Source organism: Atlantibacter sp. RC6 (assembly GCF_014193285.1).
Taxonomy (GTDB): domain Bacteria; phylum Pseudomonadota; class Gammaproteobacteria; order Enterobacterales; family Enterobacteriaceae; genus Atlantibacter.
Genome location: NZ_JACHZE010000002.1, coordinates 405,784 through 425,327, shown reverse-complemented (window position 1 = coordinate 425,327; position 19,544 = coordinate 405,784). Strand labels below are relative to the sequence as shown.

Sequence of the window (19,544 nt, the reverse complement as noted above, 5' to 3'; positions counted from 1 at the left end):
CTTTATCCGATAGCTATAACCCTTTTGAGTCACCCAGCCAATAACCGACGCGGCTTAGCGCGTACCGCCAGCACCACGCCAGTCACTAACAGCAGAATGCCTAACGAGGTCATCAACGGCGGCGGGCTCTGGCGCATCAGGAAGGTGTAAAGCAGACCGGCGAGCGTTTCAAACACAATTAACGGCCCAAGGATCACCGTTGGCAGCCGCTGGCTGGCTTCGTTCCAGCACAGCGCGCCCACCCAGGAGCACAGCACCGCGATGGCAATCATCAGCGTAATAAACACCGCCGGGCGCGGGCCGAAGGGCAGGGCAAAGGAGGCTTGCTGATGAGAAAGCCACAGGCAAACCGCGACATAGCCAATCAGCGACATCGGCAGCGTCACCAGCCCCTGGGCGGTGGCCCACATCATCGGCGGTTTATCGGGGTTTTCCCGCAGCCAGCGGGCGTTGCGTAACGCGTACCAGGCCCAGCACACCACCGAAACCAGCGCCAGCGCGATCCCGCTGCTGTAGCGCCAGAGATCGAAATCCACTACGCCGCCGCGCAGTTCGGCGTAATTCACCAGCACCTGGCCGATGGCGATAAGTAATAAAGAAGGCGCGAGTTGCCGCCACGGGATTTTCCCGTCGCGCTGGCTGTACAGCAGATTGGCGAATACCGGGATCACCACCGGCAGCGTGCCGATAATCATGGTGGAAACCGGCGCGCCGGTGCGCTGAATAGCGCTGGCGAGACAGACGTAATAAATCAGGTTACCAACGGCGGAGAGAAACAGCGCGGTCCACCAGTCTCGGGAGGAGAGCTGCATCAGGCGACGACGGCCCAGCCAGGCGATAGGGATGGCAATCAGGCCCAGCGCCAGATAACGACCCGTCGATTGCAACGCCGCCGGGTACTCCGGCACGATCAGCGGCCCCACGAAAATCAGCCCCCACATCAGCCCTGCGGCGAGGGCGAACAACACTCCAGCAAACATACGCATTCCCGTTAAAACAGTGTAACGCCCAGTGTGGGGAGTAACGCCTGAGAATTATTGTATGAGATTGCGCTTTTAGCCTCTGATGACCTGCTTCTGATAGCGTACTGGGGTGATGCCATAGCGGCGGGTAAAGGCGCGCGTCAGGTGCGACTGGTCGCTGAGGCCGGTCGCGATGGCGACTTCCGCAGCGGGCATGCCGTTGGTCAAAAACTGCTTGGCGCGCCATAGCCGCACCGCCATCAGCATTTGATGCGGCGTAACGTGAAAATGCGCTTTGAACTGGCGCAGGAAGTGATAAGGACTCAGCGCCGCCTCCTGCGCCAGCTCCTCCAGCCCCACCGCATGCATGTAGTTTTCATAAACATATTCGCGCACCCGGTCGAAACGGGTTTGCCGGGTAGGGATTTGCCTGCCGCCATGGCGGGCGTAAGGGCGGAAGGTGTCGATAAGATCCAGCACCAGCCCCTGCTGAGCCAGCGGATCCGGTTGGTGCCACAGGTCATAAATGATCCGCCCGGTCGCCTGGGCGCGCAGCGGATCGTGGCGCTCGACTTCATTGAACCACCATTGTTTGACCCCGGTCATTCGCTCCAGCAAATCGGGTTCGAGATAAATCATCCGATAACGCCAGCCGCCGTGGCTTTCGGCTTCGCCGGTATGTAATTCATCCGGGTTCATGGTGACGAGGGAATTCACCGCCGCCACGTGATCGGCGCCGCGATAGCGAAAGCGCTCGGCTCCCCATTCGATGGTACCAATGCCAAAGGCTTCGTGGGTATGGGGTTCAAAGGCAAAATGGGCGATATGGGCGTGATAAAGCTCAACGCCCGGAATGGCGGCTAAATGCCGAAACCGGGCGCGATCTTGTTCATCAGTAAACTGTTCTGGTACGCCTTGCACAACTCACCCCCTCAGAAAGCCTGTTGTTCATTATAGGGATGAGCCGTGGCATGGCTACGAAAATTAACCGCGAATTAACAATTACAGCACGGCCTTCAGGCTGTCATCGATAGAGGTGGTGGGGCGGCCAATCAGGCGGCTCAACTGATGGCTATTGTCATATAACCCGCCTTTGGATGCGCCAACGTCGGAATCTGCCAGCAGTCTGGCGAACCCTTCCGGCAGGCCTGCGTCCTGCAATGCGGCGGCAAAATCCGCTTCGCTGAGGTTGTGATACGCCACGGTTTTACCGGTCAGCGCGGAGATTTTCTCCGTCAGCTCCGCCAGCGTCCAGGCGCTGTCGCCCGCAAGCTCATACACTTTTCCGGCCTGATTCTCGAGGCTCAACACTTTCGCGGCCGCTTCAGCATAATCTGCACGCGTGGCGGAGGCTATTTTTCCTTCGCCTGCGCTACCGATAAACGCGCCGTGCTCAAGCGCCGCCGGTACGCTCGCCAGATAGTTTTCGCTATACCAGCCGTTGCGCAGCAATACATAAGGCACGCCGGATTGCGCCAGATAGGTTTCAGTGTCCAGATGCTCCACATGCAGCCCCAACGGCGAGGTATCCGCACGCAGCAGGCTGGTATAGGCGATGAGCTGTACGCCAGCAGATTTCGCCGCATCGATAATATTGCGATGCTGAACGGCGCGTTGGCCCACTTCGCTGGACGAAATCAGCAGCAGTTTTTCCACGCCCTGTAGCGCTGAGGCCAGCGCCGCCGGGTTGCCATAATCAGCCTCGCGAACCTGAACGCCTTTATCCGCCAGCGCCTGTGCTTTGGCTGGATTACGCACGATCGCCACGAGATCCTGCGCGTGATGGGATTGCAGTAGTTTTTCGATGACCAGTTGGCCCAGATGGCCGGTTGCGCCGGTGACTGCGATCATGATGTTACTCCTTCGTAATTGGGGGGTGTTGTGGCACACTATCACCCTAACTAACTTTTAGTAAGTACGCACAAAAAGGTAAGTATGAAAATGACATCTGACAACACCCTGACGCAGCAGCTGCGCGACGGCAATTTATTTGCCGAGCAGTGCCCGTCCCGGGACGTGTTAAAGCACGTCACCAGCCGCTGGGGCGTACTGATCCTGGTGGCGCTGCGCGACGGCACCCACCGATTTAGCGATCTGCGGCGCAAAATGGGCGGTGTCAGCGAAAAGATGCTGGCGCAGACCCTGCAATGGCTGGAACAGGACGGCTTCGTGAACCGGGTTTCGTATCCGGTGGTACCGCCGCATGTCGAGTACAGCCTGACGCCGCTTGGGGAGCAGGTCAGCGAGAAAGTCGCGGCGCTGGCGGACTGGATTGAAATCAATTTGCCGCAGGTGATGGCGTCCCGTGAGGAACGGGACGCCAGCGCGGCTTAACGGGCGTTCAGATCGAGCTGATACAGCGCAAAGCCTATGTCATCAGTGCCGACGTTTTTCATCGGGTACTGCGCTTTTTGTTGGATAAACGCGGCGGCTTTTTCCCCCGGTGAGGTTTCGAAGCGGATATCCAGCGGCTTATCGCTGTGGATCGGCGCCAGACGCCAGTTATTATCCGCCGCCGGGTGGATCTCCCCGGCCTGTTTGGTCTGCGCGCCAATCCAGGCGGCCAGCACCGAGCGGTTCTCATCCGGCGCGGCGAAGGCGATATGGCTATCGCCAGTACCGGCAAACTTGCCGCCGTAAGCGCGGTAGTTGTTGGTCGCTACCAGGAAAGTCGCGTTTGGATCAATGGGCTTACCGTTAAACGTCAGTTGCTTGATTCGCTCCGCCTGCGGGTTTACCAACTGGCATTCGCCGTCGTATTTCGCGGGCTGGGTGACGTCAATCTGGTAATTCACGCCGTCGATCACATCGAAGTTATAAGTGCGGAAACCGTCCCAGTTAATCAGGCTCTGGGGCTGGCTGTTATTGACATCAATCTGGTTAAACTGCCCGGCGGCGCATTCCAGCCACTCTTTGACCTCTTTACCGCTGGCTTTCACCACCACCAGCGTGTTCGGGTAGAGATACAGATCGGCGGCGTTACGGAAGGTTAGCTGGCCTTTTTCCACTTCCACATAGCTTGCCGGATCGTTTTTACGCCCGCCCACTTTAAACGGCGCGGCGGCGGACAGCACCGGCAGCGATGCTAAATCCGGGTCGCCCTGGATAAAGTGCTCCACGTAGGCGCGTTGGGCGTTATTCACCACCTGAACGGTGGGATCGTCCTGCACCAGCGCCAGGTAGCTGTAAAGGTTATCAGCGGATTTACCAATCGGCTGGCTGACAAAATCGCGCGTGGCGTCGTGAGAGGGCTTCAGCACCTTCACCAGTTCCGCGTCTTCCGCCGCCAGGGATTTTTTCGCGGCGGCGTCATAAATAGGGCGCGCCTGCGCTTTTGCCTCGTTGACCTGCCATTTCCCGGCGTCGTTATTCAGCACCATATCCACCACGCCAAGGTGATCGCCCCACATGCCTGGCATCACCGCAGGAACACCGTTTAGCGTACCTTTCTCAATATCCACGCCTTTGATGGCGGCAAAATCTTTCCCCGGAAACACCGCGTGGGCGTGACCAAACAGAATGGCATCCACGCCGGGGACTTCGCTTAAGTAATACACCGAGTTCTCCGCCAGCGCTTTGTACGGCTCGGCAGACAGCCCAGAGTGTGCCACCACAACCACCAGATCGGCCCCTTTAGCGCGCATTTCCGGGATGTAGCGACGGGCGGTTTCGGTGATATCGTTGACGGTAACTTTGCCGCTCAGGTTGGCTTTATCCCAGGTCATGATTTGCGGCGGCACAAAACCGATATAGCCGATTTTCAGGGTATGGGTTTTGCCCTCGCGATCTTTTACCTCAGTGGGTTGAATCAGATACGGCGTAAACAGCGGCTTATTGGTTTTGGCGTCGATAACGTTGGCGTTAACGTAGGGGTAGTTTGCCCCCGCCAGCGCTTTATGCAGGTAATCGAGGCCATAGTTAAATTCGTGGTTACCGAGGTTGCCCACGGCGTAATTTAGGGTATTCATCGCCGCGAAAACCGGATGCACATCGCCGTCTTTTAAGCCCTTAGCCGCCATGTAATCGCCCAGCGGGCTGCCCTGAATCAGATCGCCGTTATCCACCAGCACGCTGTTGGCGGCCTCACCACGGGCGGCGTTAATCAGCGAGGCGGTGCGCGCCAGGCCGAATTTTTCGGTCGGGGTGTCTTTGTAATAATCGAAATCCATCATATTGCTATGCAAATCAGTGGTTTCGAGAATTCTTAAATCCACCGTTGCCGCACAGACGTTGGCCGTCACAAGCGTCGCCAGGAGCGTTGCGCTAAACTTAATCATCATCAAGGTCCCTTTTAAGATCTCTGTTGCAAAAAGATATGTATGTATAGGCTGTTGCTTACAGAAATGTGAATCCTGCCATAGATTGAGGTAAGGAAATCCAGGTTCTATCACAGATGGCGGAATCAGGCGCAATGCTATATAAAAAGTCATTAGGCAAAACAAAGGGTTAATCAGCGGCAGAAAATGCCTGTCGCTCACGAAGAGGTGGAAGATGTTAGAACAGGTATGCCAGGTGGCGCGCGAGGCGGGAAACGCCATTATGCAGGTCTATCAGGGCGAGAAGCCGATTGACGCAACCCATAAACTTGACGATTCCCCGGTCACGGCGGCGGATATCGCCGCTCATCAAATTATTATCGAAGGACTGAACAGGCTCACCCCGGATATTCCGGTGCTTTCTGAAGAAGATCCGCCAGCCTGGGAAATTCGTCAGCACTGGCAGCGTTACTGGCTGGTGGATCCGCTGGACGGTACCAAAGAGTTCCTGAAGCGCAACGGCGAGTTTACCGTCAATATCGCGCTGATCGAAAACGGGAAGCCGGTACTGGGCGTGGTGTACGCGCCGGTGATGAAGGTGATGTACAGCGCCGCCGAAGGTAAGGCGTGGAAAGAGGAGTGCGATATTCGTAACCAAATCCATGTGCGCGATGCCCGCCCGCCGCTGGTGGTGATCAGCCGCTCGCACACCGATGATGAACTCAAAGAGTATCTACAGCAGCTGGGCGAACACCAGACCACGTCCATCGGTTCATCGCTTAAATTTTGCCTGGTGGCGGAAGGGCAGGCGCAGCTTTACCCCCGTTTCGGGCCGACCTGCATCTGGGATACCGCCGCAGGGCACGCGGTAGCGGTGGCTGCCGGGGCGCATGTTCACGACTGGAAGGGCGTGACGCTGGATTACACGCCGCGCGAGTCGTTCCTGAACCCCGGCTTCCGGGTTTCTATTTACTAAGCAACTGTTGCAGCAGGCTCATTACCTGCTGCACTTCCTGCTGGGTCAACCCGCCGTCTTTGGCGAACTGCACCCGTCCCTGTTTATCCAGCACCACCACTGCCGAGCTTTCCGGCTCCAGCGCCCAGGATTTAGCCACCACGCCATTGCTATCAACAATGAACTGCGACCACGGATAGAGCTTTTTGTTGTCTTCCAGACTGCTGCGCACAAACATCGCGCTGCCCGGGATGGCATCATCAGTATTGACGATAGTGGTGGTCTGATAAGTATCGTGGGGCAGTTTGGCGTTTTTGATGGCTTCAATCAGCCCGGCGTTCTTTTCTTTAGCGGAGGTGCGTCCGGCAATATGCTGCACCACTCGCACTTTTCCACTTAACTGCGCGCTGTTCCAGTTTTTGTAGCTAAACTTATCGTTAGTAAGAATCAATTCGCCCCGGTCAGATACCCCGACCGGCGGGACGCGTTGATTTTCCTGGAAATTGTGAGCCGATGCCATCAAAGGCAGCAGCAAGAGTGCGAGCGTCGCGGCTTTGCGAAGGGTCATTGTACGGATCCTTATTGTTGTTCTCAGCAGGTGATCGGACCACTGGGTCCTGATGTTTTAAGCATATGTGCTAAATACTTTTTTACCCGCAACCTTGATGCCACTTTGCGGGCGGACGCACATATCCTGAAGAAAATCGCGCTTTATACTGGCTTTTATGAGCTATTGAAAAGAAAACTCTTAAAAACTGTAATAAAACGGTAAATAAAGTTAACCACACTGTGTCACCTGACCAAACTGGTCTATAGTCATCTGGCAACAAAATTTGCGCCTTATTCATGACGGGCCGATTGTGGCACCGCCGGGGCGTAACACTAAGCAGGAGTAGAAAAAAGTGAAAATATTCCAACGTTATAACCCCCTTCAGGTGGCTAAATACGTGAAGATCCTGTTCCGTGGACGGTTATATATCAAGGACGTAGGCGCTTTCGAGTTTGATAAGGGCAAGATCCTTATCCCGAAAGTGAAGGACAAACAGCACCTTTCGGTGATGTCCGAAGTCAACCGTCAGGTTTTGCGTCTCCAGACCGAGATGGCTTAACCCTTTAAGTCGTACGTGAGTATTACCTGTGCAGTAATCAAAACGGCCCCGATGGGGCCGTTAGTGTTTCTGGGATCAGGAAGCCGCGGTTTCTTCCGGCTTGCGCGGCACCAGGACGGTGGGCTTGTTATCGATGCGCGTCACCAGTAGCTGGTCGATGCGGTAGTTATCGATATCCACCACCTCAAACTTATAGCCAGAGAACTTCACCGAATCGGTGCGCTTGGGGATTTTACGCAGCATAAACATCATAAAACCGCCGATGGTTTCATAGTTGCCGGACTGCGGAAACTCATTGATATCCAGTACGCGCATCACATCATCAATCGGCGTCCCGCCGTCAATCAGCCATGAGTTCTCATCACGCGCCACGATTTGCTCTTCCAGCCCCTGGCCGACTAAATCGCCCATCAGGGTAGTCATCACGTCGTTCAGCGTGATGATGCCTACCACCAGCGCGTATTCGTTCATGATCACCGCGAAGTCTTCTCCGGCGGTTTTAAAGCTTTCCAGCGCTTCGGAGAGGGTCAGCGTATCGGGCACGATCAGCGTGTTGCGGATTTGTACCCCGCTGGTCAGCGCCAGGCTCTGGTTGCCCAGCACCCGGTTCAGCAGTTCCTTGGAATCGACATAGCCGACGATATGGTCGATATCGTCATTACACACCAGGAACTTGGAATGCGGATGATCGGCGATTTTGCTCTTCAGGCTCTGCTCATCTTCATGCAGATCGAACCAGACAATATTTTCGCGCGAGGTCATCGACGACGGCACGGTGCGCGATTCCAGTTCAAACACGTTTTCGATCAGCTCGTGCTCCTGCTTACGCAGCACCCCGGCCAGCGCCCCGGCTTCCACCACGGCGTAAATGTCATCGGAGGTGATATCGTCTTTACGCACCATCGGCAGTTTGAAGATGCGGAAAATCACGTTGGCGAGGCCGTTAAAGAACCACACCAGCGGGCGGAACACGAACAGACAGAAGCGCATCGGGTTGATGATACGCAAAGCAATAACTTCAGGCGCAATCATACCGATGCGTTTCGGTGTCAGGTCGGCGATGAGAATAAACGCGCCGGTGACCAGCGAGAACGACATAATAAAGCTCAGCTGTTCCGCCAGTTCAGGGGAGACTAAGCCATCAAAGATTTTGTGAAAGGCCGGTGAAAATGCCGCATCGCCGACGATACCGCCAAGGATCGCCACCGCGTTAAGGCCAATCTGCACCACGGTGAAGAACATGCCCGGGTTTTCCTGCATTTTCAGCACGCGCATGGCGTTGATGTTGCCTTCATCGGCCATCAGTTTAAGTTTTATCTTGCGGGAGGCGGCAAGCGAGATCTCGGAAAGCGAGAAAAACGCACTGACGCCGATGAGACAAAGTATTAATAAAATACTGTTTAACATAGTTTATCCAGCCGGAGCCGGATCCTCGGAAGGGAAGTAAAAATCCATTGGGAATATCACGATAAATTCGGGCTCACTGAACAGCGAGCCCGTAATTTTAAGGGGTAGTATAGCAGGAGCGGTAGTTTGGCTACCAGCGCTCATCCCCGCGGCGGCAAACACACCCCAATCCCGCCTATACCGCAATAGCCATACGGGTTTTTGTGAAGATATTGCTGATGCTCATCTTCGGCGTAATAAAACGGTTTGGCGCTGGCGATTTCGGTAGTAATAGTGCGGTCATCGCCTTTTTCCGCCATGGCTTTCTGAAAGCGCGCCAGGCTGGCCCGGGCCGCGCTGTCCTGTTCCGGCGTCAGCGGGTAAATCGCCGAGCGGTACTGCGTCCCCATATCATTCCCCTGGCGCATGCCCTGCGCAGGATCGTGGTTTTCCCAGAACACCTGGAGCAACTGCTCATAGCTAATGACCTGCGGATCGTAGACCACGCGCACCGCTTCGGTATGACCGGTTTTACCGGTACAGACTTCACGATAGGTTGGATTCAGCGTATAGCCGCCGGAATAACCCGCCGCGGTGCTGTATACCCCAGGCAAGCGCCAGAACAACCGCTCCACGCCCCAGAAACAGCCCATGGCAAAGAGAGCGATCTCCATGCCATCCGGCACATGGGTCATGGAATGCTCGTTAACGGCATGCAGCGCAGCCACCGGCATTGGCGTGCTGCGTCCTGGCAGGGCCAAATCCGGGTCGATCAGGTGCTTTTTATCGAAAAAATTCATCGTAGCGTCTCCCTTAGGTGGGGAAAAAGCAACAGCCTCGCTAAGGTTGTCACACGGCGTGTCTTTGCACACAATACTGTTGATAATTACGTCTAGATTTAAACATAAGAAATATTTGGGTAGTCGTCTCTTTTTCAATTCCCGATATGCGGGAATTTTCATCAAGCCGCGGAGCGGCACTACGTTTCCTTCCAGGGGTGGGAAAAAGGAAATTCAGGAGAAAACGTGCCACGATTCCGTCTCTTTTTCTGCGCCAGCTGTATGCTGGCATCTGCTGCCGCCAGCGCGGCAAACGTGCGTTTGCAAGTGGAAGGCCTGTCAGGCGAGCTTGAAAAAAACGTTCGCGCTCAACTATCTACAATACAAAGCGATGAAGTTACGCCTGACCGCCAGTTCCGTGCCCGCGTGGATGACGCCATTCGCAACGGGCTTAAAGCGCTGGGGTATTACGAACCCACGATTGATTTCGATTTACGTCCGCCGCCGCCAAAAGGGCGCCAGGTTTTGATTGCCAAAGTGTCGCCTGGCGTGCCGGTACGCATCGGTGGCACCGATGTTATTTTACGCGGCGGGGCGCGTACCGATCGGGACTACCTCGACCTGCTCAGCACCCGTCCAGCTATCGGAACGGTGCTCAACCATGGTGATTACGACGATTTTAAGAAAAGTCTGACGCGCGTTTCGCTGCGCAAAGGCTACTTCGACAGCGAGTTTACCAGGAGCCAGTTAGGGGTTTCGCTGGAACGTCATCAGGCGTTCTGGGACATCGATTATAACAGCGGAGAACGCTACCGTTTTGGGCCAGTAACCTTCGAAGGTTCGCAAATCCGCGAAGAGTATTTACAAAGCCTGGTGCCGTTCGAGCAGGGCGATTATTACCAGTCCAAAGACCTGGCTGAACTCAACCGTCGGCTTTCCGCCACCGGCTGGTTCAATTCGGTGGTGGTGGCTCCGGAATTTGATAAGGCTCGTCAGACCAAAGTGTTGCCGCTGCACGGCGTACTCTCGCCGCGCATTCAGAACCGGATAGAAACCGGGGTAGGCTATTCCACCGACGTGGGGCCGCGCGTTAAAGCTACCTGGCATAAACCCTGGATCAACTCTTACGGCCACAGCTTCACCACCAGCACCAGCATCTCCGCCCCGGAGCAGCAGCTCGACTTCAGCTATAAAGTGCCACTGCTGAAAAACCCGATTGAGCAATATTACCTGGTGCAGGGCGGCTTTAAGCGTACCGATTTAAACGATACCGAAGCCGATTCCACCACGCTTGCGGTGTCGCGCTACTGGGATCTGTCGAGCGGCTGGCAGCGCGCGATCAACCTGCGCTGGAGCCTCGACCACTTTACTCAGGCGGATGTCACCAATACCACCATGCTGCTCTATCCGGGCGTGATGATTAGCCGAACCCGATCGCGCGGGGGGCTGATGCCGACCTGGGGCGATTCCCAACGTTATTCAGTGGATTACTCCAATACCGCCTGGGGCTCGGATGTCGACTTCGTGGTGGTGCAGGCGCAAAACGTCTGGATCCGCACCCTTTACGATCGTCACCGCTTTGTGGCGCGCGGCAATCTGGGATGGATAGAAACCGGCGACTTCGACAAAGTCCCGCCTGACCTGCGCTTCTTCGCGGGCGGCGACCGCAGTATTCGCGGCTACAAATACAAATCTATTTCGCCTGAGAATGAAGACGGCAAACTCACTGGCGCCTCTAAACTGGCGACCGGCTCGCTGGAATACCAGTACAACGTGACCGGCAAATGGTGGGGAGCAATGTTCGTGGATTCCGGTGAGGCGGTGAATGACATCCGTCGCAGCGATTTCAAAACCGGCGCGGGCGTCGGGGTGCGCTGGCAGTCGCCCGTCGGGCCGGTCAAACTCGATTTCGCGGTGCCGATTGGCGATAAAGAAGAACACGGGTTGCAGTTCTACATCGGTTTGGGGCCTGAATTATGAGTTTATGGAAGAAAATCACCCTTGCCGTGGTGCTGTTTCTGGTGGTGCTGCTGGGAATTGTCGGCTTTTTAGTCGGGACGACCACCGGCCTGCATATCGTCTTCAAAGCGGCTGACCGCTGGGTCCCGGGGCTGGAGATCGGCAGCGTGACCGGCGGCTGGCGCGATCTGTCGATCAAAAATCTGCGCTACCAGCAGCCGGGCGTAAACGTGCTGGCGGGTGAAGTCCACCTCGCCGTAAAGCTGGGTTGCCTGCGTGACAGCAGCCTGTGCGTGAATGCACTGGCGTTACGCGATATCAACGTAGTGATTGATACCGAGAAAATGCCGCCGGCGGCTCAGGTAGAAGAGGAGGACAGCGGCCCGCTCGATCTCTCAACGCCTTATCCCATCACGCTAAGCAGCGTCACGCTGAATAACGTCAACGTGCGTATCGATGACACCACGGTGTCGGTGATGGATTTTGCGTCCGGCCTCAACTGGCAGGACCGCAACCTGACGCTGACGCCCACCACTTTGCAGGGGCTGTTAATCGCGCTGCCGAAAGTGGCTAAAGTGGCGCAGGAAGAGGTGGTTGAGCCGAAGATTGAAAATCCGCAACCGGATGAATTGCCGCTGGGCGAAACGCTAAAACAGCTGTTCTCGAAACCGGTGCTGCCGGAGATGACTGATGTCCATCTGCCGCTGAATCTCACCATTCAATCGTTCCGCGGCGAACAACTGCGTTTAACCGGCGATACCGACGTCACGATCAACTCGATGCTGCTTAAAGTCAGCAGCGTGGACGGCCTCGCTACGCTCGATGCGTTGGATATTGATTCCACCCAGGGCACGGTAAACGCCACCGGACGCGCCGAGCTGCGCAACAGCTGGCCGGTGGACATCACCCTCAACAGCACGCTTAATGTTGATCCGATAAAAGGCGAAAAGGTCAAAATCAAAGTCGGCGGGGCGCTACGCGAGCAGCTGGAATTCGGCGTTAACTTGTCCGGCCCGGTGGATCTGGTGCTGCGCGGCCAGACTAAGCTGGCGGAAGCGGGCCTGCCGTTGAATCTGGATATCACCAGCGAACAGCTTTACTGGCCGTTTACCGGGGAAAAACAGTATCAGGCGGACGATCTCAAGCTCAAGCTGACCGGCAAGATGACTGACTACACCCTGAGCTTCCGTACAGCGGTGAAGGGCGCGGAGATCCCCCCGGCGACCATCACCCTGGACGCCAAAGGCAACGAGCAAAACATCAATCTGGATAAGCTGAAAGTGGCGGCGCTGGAAGGCACCACCGAACTGAAAGCACTGCTCGACTGGCAGCAGGCCATCAGCTGGCGTGGCGAGCTGACGCTCAACAAAATCAACACCGCCAAAACCTGGCCAGACTGGCCGGCGAAGCTGGATGGGCTGGTGAAGCTGCGCGGCAGCCTGTACGGCGGCAGCTGGCAGGTTAACGTGCCGGAAATCAAGCTGGCGGGCAACGTCAAACAGAACGCCGTGAAGGTGGAGGGGCAGCTTCAGGGCAACAGCTATATGCAGTGGGTGATCCCCGGCATGCATGTGGCGCTGGGGCGCAATACCGCTGACATCAAAGGCGAGCTGGGCGTGAAAGAGCTGGAGCTGGACGCCAGTATCGACGCCCCGAACCTGGATAACGCTTTGCCGGGACTGGGTGGCACCGCTAAAGGTCTGGTGAAAATCCGCGGCACGGTGGAAGCGCCGCAGGTGCTGGCGGATATCACCGCCCGGAATCTGCGCTGGCAGGAACTCTCTGTCGCCCAGGTGCGGGTGGATGGCGACATCAAATCCACTGATCAGATTGGCGGCACCCTGGACGTGCGGGTTGAGCGTATCGCTCAGCCGGGGCTGGCTATTGCGCTGGCTACCATCAACGCCAAAGGCAGCGAAAAGGATCATCAGTTAGCGCTGCGCGTTCAGGGCGATCCGGTTTCCGGGCAGCTTAATCTCAAAGGCAGTTTCGATCGCGCGGCACAGCGCTGGCGCGGCACTCTGGAAAACACCCGCTTCGAGACGCCAGTCGGCCCGTGGTCGCAGACCCGCGCTATCGCGCTGGATTACCGCGGACAGGAGCAAAAAATCAACATCGGCCCGCACTGCTGGACCAACCCTAATGCGCAGTTGTGCTTGCCGCAGGCGGTAGATGCGGGGGCGGCGGGCCGTGCTGTGGTGGATCTCAACCGCTTCGATCTGGCGATGGTGAAACAGTTCCTGCCGCCGGAAACCCAGGCGAGCGGGGTATTCACCGGTAAAGCCGATGTCACGTGGGATACCACCAAAGAAGGGCTGCCGCAGGGCAGTGTGACGCTGGATGGCCGTGGCGTCAGAGTTACCCAAATCGTCAACGGCAACACGTTGCCGGTGGCCTTTGATACCCTGAGCCTGAACGCCGCGCTGCGCAACAACCAGGCGGAGTTGGGCTGGCTGCTGCGCCTGGCGGGCAACGGTCAGTTCGACGGCAAAGTGCAGATCGCCGATCCGCAAAACCGTCGCAACCTGTCTGGCAACGTCAACATCCGCAATTTCTCGCTGGCGATGGTCAACGCCATCTTCTCGCGCGGCGAGAAAGCGGCAGGGTTGCTAAACGCCAATTTGCGGCTGGGGGGCAATGCGGCGCAGCCGCAGTTGTTCGGGCAGATGCAACTGACTGGCGTCGATATCGACGGCAACTTTATGCCGTTTGATATGCAGCCAAGCCAGCTTTCGATGGCATTCAATGGCATGAGCTCCACGCTGCAAGGCGTGGTGAACACCCGACGCGGGCAGATCAATCTTAACGGCGACGCCGACTGGAGCCAGATTGACAACTGGCGCGCGCGGGTGGCGGCGAAGGGCGATAAAGTCCGCATTAGCGTGCCGCCGATGGTGCGCCTTGACGTCTCGCCTGATGTGGTGCTGGAAGCCACGCCGAGCTTGATCACCCTTGATGGCCGGGTTGATGTACCCTGGGCGCGGATCGTGGTGCATGAATTGCCGGAAAGCGCGGTGGATGTTTCCAGCGATGAAGTGATGCTGGACGCCCAGCTTAAACCGGAAAGCGCGCCGACGGCGGCCATCCCCATCAACAGTAACCTGATTGTGCACGTCGGTAACAACGTTCGTATGGACGCTTTCGGCTTGCGGGCGCGTCTGACCGGCGATCTGAAAGTGGCGCAGGACAAACAGGGGCTGGGTCTGAACGGCCAGGTCAATATTCCGGAAGGGCGGTTCCGCGCTTACGGGCAGGATCTGATCGTGCGTAAAGGCGAATTATTGTTCTCCGGCCCGCCGGATCAACCGCTCCTGAATATAGAAGCAATCCGAAATCCTGATGCCACGGAAAACGATGTTACCGCCGGGGTACGGGTCACCGGCACGCCGGATGAGCCCAAGGTTGAAGTGTTTTCCGACCCGGCAATGTCGCAACAAGAGGCGCTTTCTTATCTGTTGCGCGGCCAGGGTCTTGAGAGCGGGCAGAGCGATAGTGAAGCGATGACCTCAATGCTGGTGGGTCTGGGGGTTGCACAAAGTGGGCAGGTTGTGGGTAAAATCGGCGAGACGTTTGGCGTCAGTAATTTGGCGCTGGATACCCAGGGAGTTGGCGACTCCTCGCAGGTAGTGGTCAGCGGCTATGTACTGCCAGGTCTGCAGGTGAAATATGGCGTAGGGATTTTCGATTCGCTGGCGACGCTTACGCTGCGTTATCGTCTAATGCCTAAGCTATATCTGGAAGCGGTGTCTGGCGTAGATCAGGCACTCGATTTGCTCTATCAGTTCGAGTTTTAGCAATGCGAATATTTGTCTACGGTAGTTTAAGACGCAAACAAGGCAACAGCCACTGGATGACCAACGCCCAGTGGCTGGGCGATCACACGGTAGAAAACTACCAGTTGTTCAGCATTGGCCACTATCCTGGCGCAGTGCCGGGCGAAGGGGAAGTGTTGGGTGAAGTGTATCGCATTGATGCCAGTACTCTTGCCGAGCTGGATGCCCTGCGCACGACGGGAGGGGAATACCGGCGTCAGTTGATCCAGACGCCCTACGGCAGCGCCTGGATGTATGTTTACCAGCGGCCAGTAGAGGGCCTGACCCGCATAGCAAGCGGCAACTGGCTGGACAGAGAGAATTATTAACCCTAAACCACGCTTCGGCGTGGTTTTTCTTATTTGGCGGCGGCAAATTGGTTTCAGTTGAACTTACATATTACTTAAGCACAGCAATAAACCCCACCTCAAAACCCTATCCTCTTCATTTCTAAATAAAATATAGCGGCTTGTCCGTTCCATTTTTAGACTATTTTTATCGTCATGCAGGTAGGATTCGCTGAGTAAATACATAGAATATGACTCTTCCAATCGCTGTCTATATATTTTGCTAGTCAATGAATAAACGCTTAAACATCACTATTTAATATATTAGGTCAGTATCGTCATAGCTCTGAAATTTATCGGTACAAGGATTTAATTCTCTAATTTTTAAGGGATTAAAAGTGTGCCGTTTGGATATGTTTTTATGATCAAAATTGCTATTGGGCTGCTGTTCGGTGTGCTTGTTTTTTATGTTCCCAACTCAGGCAAAGCTGGCGTATCGTTGCCCATTAATTTGACGTTTATCGGATGGCTGGGTTTTGCCGTTATAGCCGTCGCCTGGCGTTATCGCGCGCAAACAGCGCATTTCCGGCCACAACCTCAGCCGTTAATTGTTACCGGCGGTGTTCTGTTGTTGTTACCCTGGCTTTTTCAGGCACGGGGTAATCCCGGTGTCTGGGTATTATTCGCCGCAATTTTACTCTGGTGCACAGGAATGCGGCTTCAGTTAAGTGAGCAGCAAAAACGGCGGCTTTGCTGCGTTATTTTTCTCTTGTCACTCAGCCAAACGGTTTTATGCCTGATTCAGTCACTGCAACCTCAACTTGCGGCGAAGCTCATGGAATATGACTGGCTGCGTAACCATGGTCGTCCTTACGGTATTTTCCAGCAGGTTAATGTGTTGGCGAGTTTTCTGGCGACTGGGTTGGGCTGTGGTTTTCTGCTGTTATTGACCGAGCGTCATCGGTTTTTTGCCGGTCTGTATACGGTTGGCCTGATGCTGCTTGCGTTCTGCCTGGCGCTTATCCAGTCCCGGGCAGGCGCGTTGGGGGCGATAGGGGTTATTGCTGTTCTCTTGTTAGCCCAGGGCAGCCAGTGCTGGCGTCGCGCCTGGTTGCCGTTAATCGCGATGGCGGGAGCCGCGGCATCAGGTTGGTATCTTACACAGCATGTTCAGATCATCGTTGATGGGGTGCCGTACCTGCTGGCGCGCGAATACGAGGCGTCAACGCATGAACGCTGGAATATCTTGCTGATTACCTGGCAGATGATTATGCAGAAAACCTGGCTGGGCTGGGGGTATGGCACATTTGAATATGAATTCAGCCGCTATGTCCTTGCGCATCCTGAGTTGCCTTACACCTATTCAAGCATTGTGGGCCATCCGCATAATGAATTATTAAATGCGTGGTTTCAGGGCGGGATTATCGCTCTGTTGGGCGTATTAGTATTGCTGGTGGGCTGGATAGTGATTTTGCTCCGTGCCTGGTCGCGTAATCGGATTAATGCGGCCTATGCTCTGCTGGTTGTTCCATTGTTAATCCATCTCAATTTCGAATTTCCTTTTTATCTGTCCTTTTTCCATTTTGGACTCTTTTTGCTCCTGTTAAGAATGGGAGTAATGGATATACCCGCACCCGTAAAAACGCCTTCGTCAGGCATGGCGATTCAGCGTGCCGTCTTTATGCTGGCGGGCATGGGGTTAATGGTATTTAGTGCGCTGGGACTGCGGGCCAACCAGCAACTGACCGAGCTGGAACGCAATAATTACGCTCAGTTCCCTCACCCCGTGCCATGGTATTTCGCCACGCAATTTGAGCGGGTGCAGTTTGATGAAATGGTGGCATTACTGATGCGCTATAACACAGACCATGACGACGCCCAATTAACGGAATTTATGTCCCGGGCCCAGCGCTGGTCGCAACGGCATAACGACAGAAATATCTGGCAGAGTATGATTATGATTAGCCGGTTTCGCGGCGATAAAGCCCAGAGTGAAGCGTTATTGGCAATATATCCACGTCTGTTCCCGCTTTATCCGTTACAGAAGCCATAAAGGACAACACCGCCCTCGGGCGGTGTTGTTAACGGCAACGCGAAAAGTAAATTACTTCTTCGCTGCGCGTTCGAAAGAGGCAACGATTTCCGCTTTAGCGGCTTCGGCGTTGTCCCAGCCGTCCACTTTCACCCATTTGCCTTTCTCGAGATCTTTATAGTGCTCGAAGAAGTGGGCGATCTGCGCTTTCAGCAGTTCCGGCAGGTCGTTCACGTCTTTAATGTGATCGTACTCTTTGCTCAGTTTGGTGTGCGGGACCGCAACCAGCTTGGCGTCTTCGCCTGCTTCGTCAGTCATTTTCAGCACGCCAACCGGACGGCAGCGGATCACAGAACCCGGTTGCAGCGGGTATGGGGTCGGGACCAATACGTCAACCGGGTCACCGTCCAGGGACAGGGTGTGGTTGATGTAACCGTAGTTGCACGGGTAGAACATCGCGGTAGACATGAAACGGTCAACGAACAGCGCGCCGCTGTCTTTGTCGATTTCATATTTGATCGGGTCTGCGTTAGCCGGGATTTCGATAACTACATAGATGTCTTCTGGCAGATCTTTACCAGCAGGCACGTTGAGTAAGCTCATGTCTGTTTCCTTTAACTGTATGGCAAACAATGCCGGGTATTATAGCCAAATGCGCCTGAAAGTCCTGGACTGTTTTACTGGCCGTCAGCAAAAGTCGATCGTGCTATCTCTCATTTTGCGACCGAATAATCCATAAACTCAGCCGCTTTCTGAATAATTTTTTGTAACCGCTTACAAAGTGAGATTTTAACTCAGCCAGAAGCAAAAAAATCTCTCTAATCCGCGACCTGGCTTAGTAGCGAAAAGTCGCTACCCCGCTCACACTCTTGCGTTCTCAGGCTCATAACCTTTATGTAACTTTTTTGAATTGTGATGTAACGCATTTTGTTACATCCCTTATTGTCTATAGTTTTTCCGCAGGTGGAGATTTAACCAACAATAACCCTACGAGGATTCACTTATGTGGAAGCGCTTACTTCTGGTCACAGCAGTTTCGGCAGCCATGTCGTCTATGGCAATGGCAGCCCCCTTAACCGTGGGTTTTTCTCAGGTAGGTTCTGAATCAGGCTGGCGCGCAGCGGAAACCAGCGTTGCGAAAAGCGAGGCGGAGAAACGTGGCGTGACGCTGAAGATCGCGGACGGCCAGCAAAAACAGGAAAACCAAATCAAAGCCGTGCGTTCGTTTATCGCTCAGGGCGTTGATGCCATCTTTATCGCCCCGGTTGTGGCAACCGGCTGGGAGCCCGTGCTGAAAGAAGCCAAAGAAGCTGAGATTCCGGTCATTCTGCTGGACCGTAATATCGATGTGAAAGACAAATCGCTGTACATGACTACCGTCACTGCCGACAACGTGCTGGAAGGCCGTCTGATTGGCGACTGGCTGGTGAAAACCCTGAATGGCAAACCCTGTAACGTGGTTGAACTGCAAGGTACCGTCGGCGCGAGCGTCGCCATCGACCGTAAAAAAGGTTTTGCCGAAGCCATCGCGAAAGCGCCGAACGTGAAAATCATCCGTTCGCAATCCGGCGACTTTACCCGCAGTAAAGGCAAAGAAGTCATGGAGAGCTTCATCAAAGCTGAAAACAACGGCAAAAACATTTGCATGGTTTACGCCCATAACGACGACATGGCGATCGGCGCCATCCAGGCCATTAAAGAAGCGGGTCTGAAACCGGGCTCCGATATTCTCACCGGCTCCATTGACGGCGTTCCGGATATCTTCAAAGCGATGATCGACGGCGAAGCCAACGCCAGCGTGGAGTTAACCCCGAACATGGCCGGCCCGGCATTCGATGCGCTGGAAAAATTCAAAAAAGACGGCACCATGCCTGAAAAAACCACCATCACCAAATCCACGTTGTTCCTGCCGGATACGGCGAAAGAAGAGCTCGAGAAGAAAAAAGGCATGGGCTACTAAGCCAGCCATCGACAAGGCTCTCTTCGGAGAGCCTTTTGCTCTACTGA

16 protein-coding genes are annotated in these 19,544 nt (G+C 55.2%); 8 read left to right on the top strand and 8 right to left on the bottom strand.

Annotated features, from left to right (window positions below):
* Positions 1-29: 29 nt before the first annotated feature.
* The 3 genes from FHW74_RS07045 to FHW74_RS07035 all read right to left on the bottom strand — a co-directional run bounded on the left by FHW74_RS07045 (position 30) and on the right by FHW74_RS07035 (position 2,813).
* A complete protein-coding gene (locus FHW74_RS07045) occupies positions 30-980 on the bottom strand; it encodes a DMT family transporter (protein WP_183169784.1) in 951 nt (316 codons plus the stop codon).
* Between the two features lie 75 nt (positions 981-1,055).
* Complete coding sequence (locus FHW74_RS07040; RefSeq protein WP_183169783.1) at positions 1,056-1,883, bottom strand: AraC family transcriptional regulator; 828 nt, start codon at positions 1,881-1,883, stop codon at positions 1,056-1,058.
* Between the two features lie 81 nt (positions 1,884-1,964).
* A complete protein-coding gene (locus FHW74_RS07035; RefSeq protein ID WP_183169782.1) occupies positions 1,965-2,813 on the bottom strand; it encodes an SDR family oxidoreductase in 849 nt (282 codons plus the stop codon).
* Positions 2,814-2,897: 84 nt separating this feature from the next.
* Here FHW74_RS07035 and FHW74_RS07030 point away from each other — a divergent pair, with 84 nt between their 5' ends.
* On the top strand, positions 2,898-3,296 hold the full coding sequence (locus FHW74_RS07030; protein ID WP_183169781.1) for a helix-turn-helix domain-containing protein: 399 nt from the start codon (positions 2,898-2,900) through the stop codon (positions 3,294-3,296).
* Here the strand turns inward: FHW74_RS07030 and FHW74_RS07025 are convergent.
* A complete protein-coding gene (locus tag FHW74_RS07025; RefSeq protein WP_183169958.1) occupies positions 3,293-5,239 on the bottom strand; it encodes a bifunctional 2',3'-cyclic-nucleotide 2'-phosphodiesterase/3'-nucleotidase in 1,947 nt (648 codons plus the stop codon). The two genes, FHW74_RS07030 and FHW74_RS07025, sit on opposite strands and share 4 nt — an antisense overlap.
* A 214-nt stretch (positions 5,240-5,453) precedes the next feature.
* On the opposite strand from FHW74_RS07025, the gene cysQ reads away from it, so the two are divergent.
* Positions 5,454-6,194: a 3'(2'),5'-bisphosphate nucleotidase CysQ gene (cysQ, locus tag FHW74_RS07020; protein WP_183169780.1), complete on the top strand. Its 741-nt coding sequence runs from the start codon at positions 5,454-5,456 to the stop codon at positions 6,192-6,194.
* Here the strand turns inward: cysQ and FHW74_RS07015 are convergent.
* On the bottom strand, positions 6,184-6,741 hold the full coding sequence (locus FHW74_RS07015; RefSeq protein WP_183169779.1) for a YtfJ family protein: 558 nt from the start codon (positions 6,739-6,741) through the stop codon (positions 6,184-6,186). The two genes, cysQ and FHW74_RS07015, sit on opposite strands and share 11 nt — an antisense overlap.
* Before the next feature lie 334 nt (positions 6,742-7,075).
* Here FHW74_RS07015 and FHW74_RS07010 point away from each other — a divergent pair, with 334 nt between their 5' ends.
* Positions 7,076-7,282 (top strand): DUF1107 domain-containing protein, encoded by a 207-nt coding sequence (locus FHW74_RS07010; RefSeq protein WP_004857160.1) that lies wholly within the window; start codon positions 7,076-7,078, stop codon positions 7,280-7,282.
* A 75-nt stretch (positions 7,283-7,357) separates the two neighbouring features.
* Here the strand turns inward: FHW74_RS07010 and FHW74_RS07005 are convergent, their stop codons facing one another.
* Positions 7,358-8,689: a hemolysin family protein gene (locus tag FHW74_RS07005; RefSeq protein ID WP_183169778.1), complete on the bottom strand. Its 1,332-nt coding sequence runs from the start codon at positions 8,687-8,689 to the stop codon at positions 7,358-7,360.
* Positions 8,690-8,829: 140 nt separating this feature from the next.
* Positions 8,830-9,468: a peptide-methionine (S)-S-oxide reductase MsrA gene (gene msrA / locus FHW74_RS07000; RefSeq protein WP_183169777.1), complete on the bottom strand. Its 639-nt coding sequence runs from the start codon at positions 9,466-9,468 to the stop codon at positions 8,830-8,832.
* A gap of 261 nt (positions 9,469-9,729) precedes the next feature.
* On the opposite strand from msrA, the gene tamA reads away from it, so the two are divergent.
* The 4 genes from tamA to FHW74_RS06980 all read left to right on the top strand — a co-directional run bounded on the left by tamA (position 9,730) and on the right by FHW74_RS06980 (position 17,558).
* Positions 9,730-11,427, top strand: a complete 1,698-nt coding sequence (gene tamA, locus FHW74_RS06995; protein WP_183169957.1) for an autotransporter assembly complex protein TamA — start codon at positions 9,730-9,732, stop codon at positions 11,425-11,427.
* Positions 11,424-15,200, top strand: coding sequence for a translocation/assembly module TamB domain-containing protein (locus FHW74_RS06990; RefSeq protein ID WP_183169776.1), 3,777 nt, complete (start codon positions 11,424-11,426; stop codon positions 15,198-15,200). The genes tamA and FHW74_RS06990 overlap by 4 nt, the downstream gene beginning before the upstream one ends.
* A 2-nt stretch (positions 15,201-15,202) precedes the next feature.
* Positions 15,203-15,547, top strand: coding sequence for a gamma-glutamylcyclotransferase (locus FHW74_RS06985; RefSeq protein WP_183169775.1), 345 nt, complete (start codon positions 15,203-15,205; stop codon positions 15,545-15,547).
* A 379-nt stretch (positions 15,548-15,926) separates the two neighbouring features.
* On the top strand, positions 15,927-17,558 hold the full coding sequence (locus tag FHW74_RS06980) for an O-antigen ligase (RefSeq protein WP_183169774.1): 1,632 nt from the start codon (positions 15,927-15,929) through the stop codon (positions 17,556-17,558).
* A gap of 51 nt (positions 17,559-17,609) precedes the next feature.
* Here FHW74_RS06980 and ppa read toward each other — a convergent pair whose 3' ends face one another.
* The gene (gene ppa / locus FHW74_RS06975) at positions 17,610-18,140 is read right to left on the bottom strand and encodes an inorganic diphosphatase (RefSeq protein ID WP_125294207.1); all 531 of its coding nucleotides are present in this window, start codon (positions 18,138-18,140) and stop codon (positions 17,610-17,612) included.
* Positions 18,141-18,540: 400 nt separating this feature from the next.
* On the opposite strand from ppa, the gene ytfQ reads away from it, so the two are divergent.
* Complete coding sequence (gene ytfQ / locus FHW74_RS06970; RefSeq protein WP_183169773.1) at positions 18,541-19,497, top strand: galactofuranose ABC transporter, galactofuranose-binding protein YtfQ; 957 nt, start codon at positions 18,541-18,543, stop codon at positions 19,495-19,497.
* Positions 19,498-19,544 lie beyond the last annotated feature (47 nt).

What these genes read in the sequence shown, in the direction of transcription:
- FHW74_RS07045 (WP_183169784.1), bottom strand. Translation starts at nt 980, where the DNA reads ATGTTTGCTGGAGTGTTGTTCGCCCTCGCCGCAGGGCTGATGTGGGGG.
- FHW74_RS07035 (WP_183169782.1), bottom strand. Translation starts at nt 2,813, where the DNA reads ATGATCGCAGTCACCGGCGCAACCGGCCATCTGGGCCAACTGGTCATC.
- FHW74_RS07030 (WP_183169781.1), top strand. Translation starts at nt 2,898, where the DNA reads ATGAAAATGACATCTGACAACACCCTGACGCAGCAGCTGCGCGACGGC.
- FHW74_RS07025 (WP_183169958.1), bottom strand. Translation starts at nt 5,239, where the DNA reads ATGATTAAGTTTAGCGCAACGCTCCTGGCGACGCTTGTGACGGCCAAC.
- cysQ (WP_183169780.1), top strand. Translation starts at nt 5,454, where the DNA reads ATGTTAGAACAGGTATGCCAGGTGGCGCGCGAGGCGGGAAACGCCATT.
- FHW74_RS07015 (WP_183169779.1), bottom strand. Translation starts at nt 6,741, where the DNA reads ATGACCCTTCGCAAAGCCGCGACGCTCGCACTCTTGCTGCTGCCTTTG.
- FHW74_RS07005 (WP_183169778.1), bottom strand. Translation starts at nt 8,689, where the DNA reads ATGTTAAACAGTATTTTATTAATACTTTGTCTCATCGGCGTCAGTGCG.
- msrA (WP_183169777.1), bottom strand. Translation starts at nt 9,468, where the DNA reads ATGAATTTTTTCGATAAAAAGCACCTGATCGACCCGGATTTGGCCCTG.
- tamA (WP_183169957.1), top strand. Translation starts at nt 9,730, where the DNA reads ATGCTGGCATCTGCTGCCGCCAGCGCGGCAAACGTGCGTTTGCAAGTG.
- FHW74_RS06990 (WP_183169776.1), top strand. Translation starts at nt 11,424, where the DNA reads ATGAGTTTATGGAAGAAAATCACCCTTGCCGTGGTGCTGTTTCTGGTG.
- FHW74_RS06985 (WP_183169775.1), top strand. Translation starts at nt 15,203, where the DNA reads ATGCGAATATTTGTCTACGGTAGTTTAAGACGCAAACAAGGCAACAGC.
- FHW74_RS06980 (WP_183169774.1), top strand. Translation starts at nt 15,927, where the DNA reads ATGATCAAAATTGCTATTGGGCTGCTGTTCGGTGTGCTTGTTTTTTAT.
- ppa (WP_125294207.1), bottom strand. Translation starts at nt 18,140, where the DNA reads ATGAGCTTACTCAACGTGCCTGCTGGTAAAGATCTGCCAGAAGACATC.
- ytfQ (WP_183169773.1), top strand. Translation starts at nt 18,541, where the DNA reads ATGTGGAAGCGCTTACTTCTGGTCACAGCAGTTTCGGCAGCCATGTCG.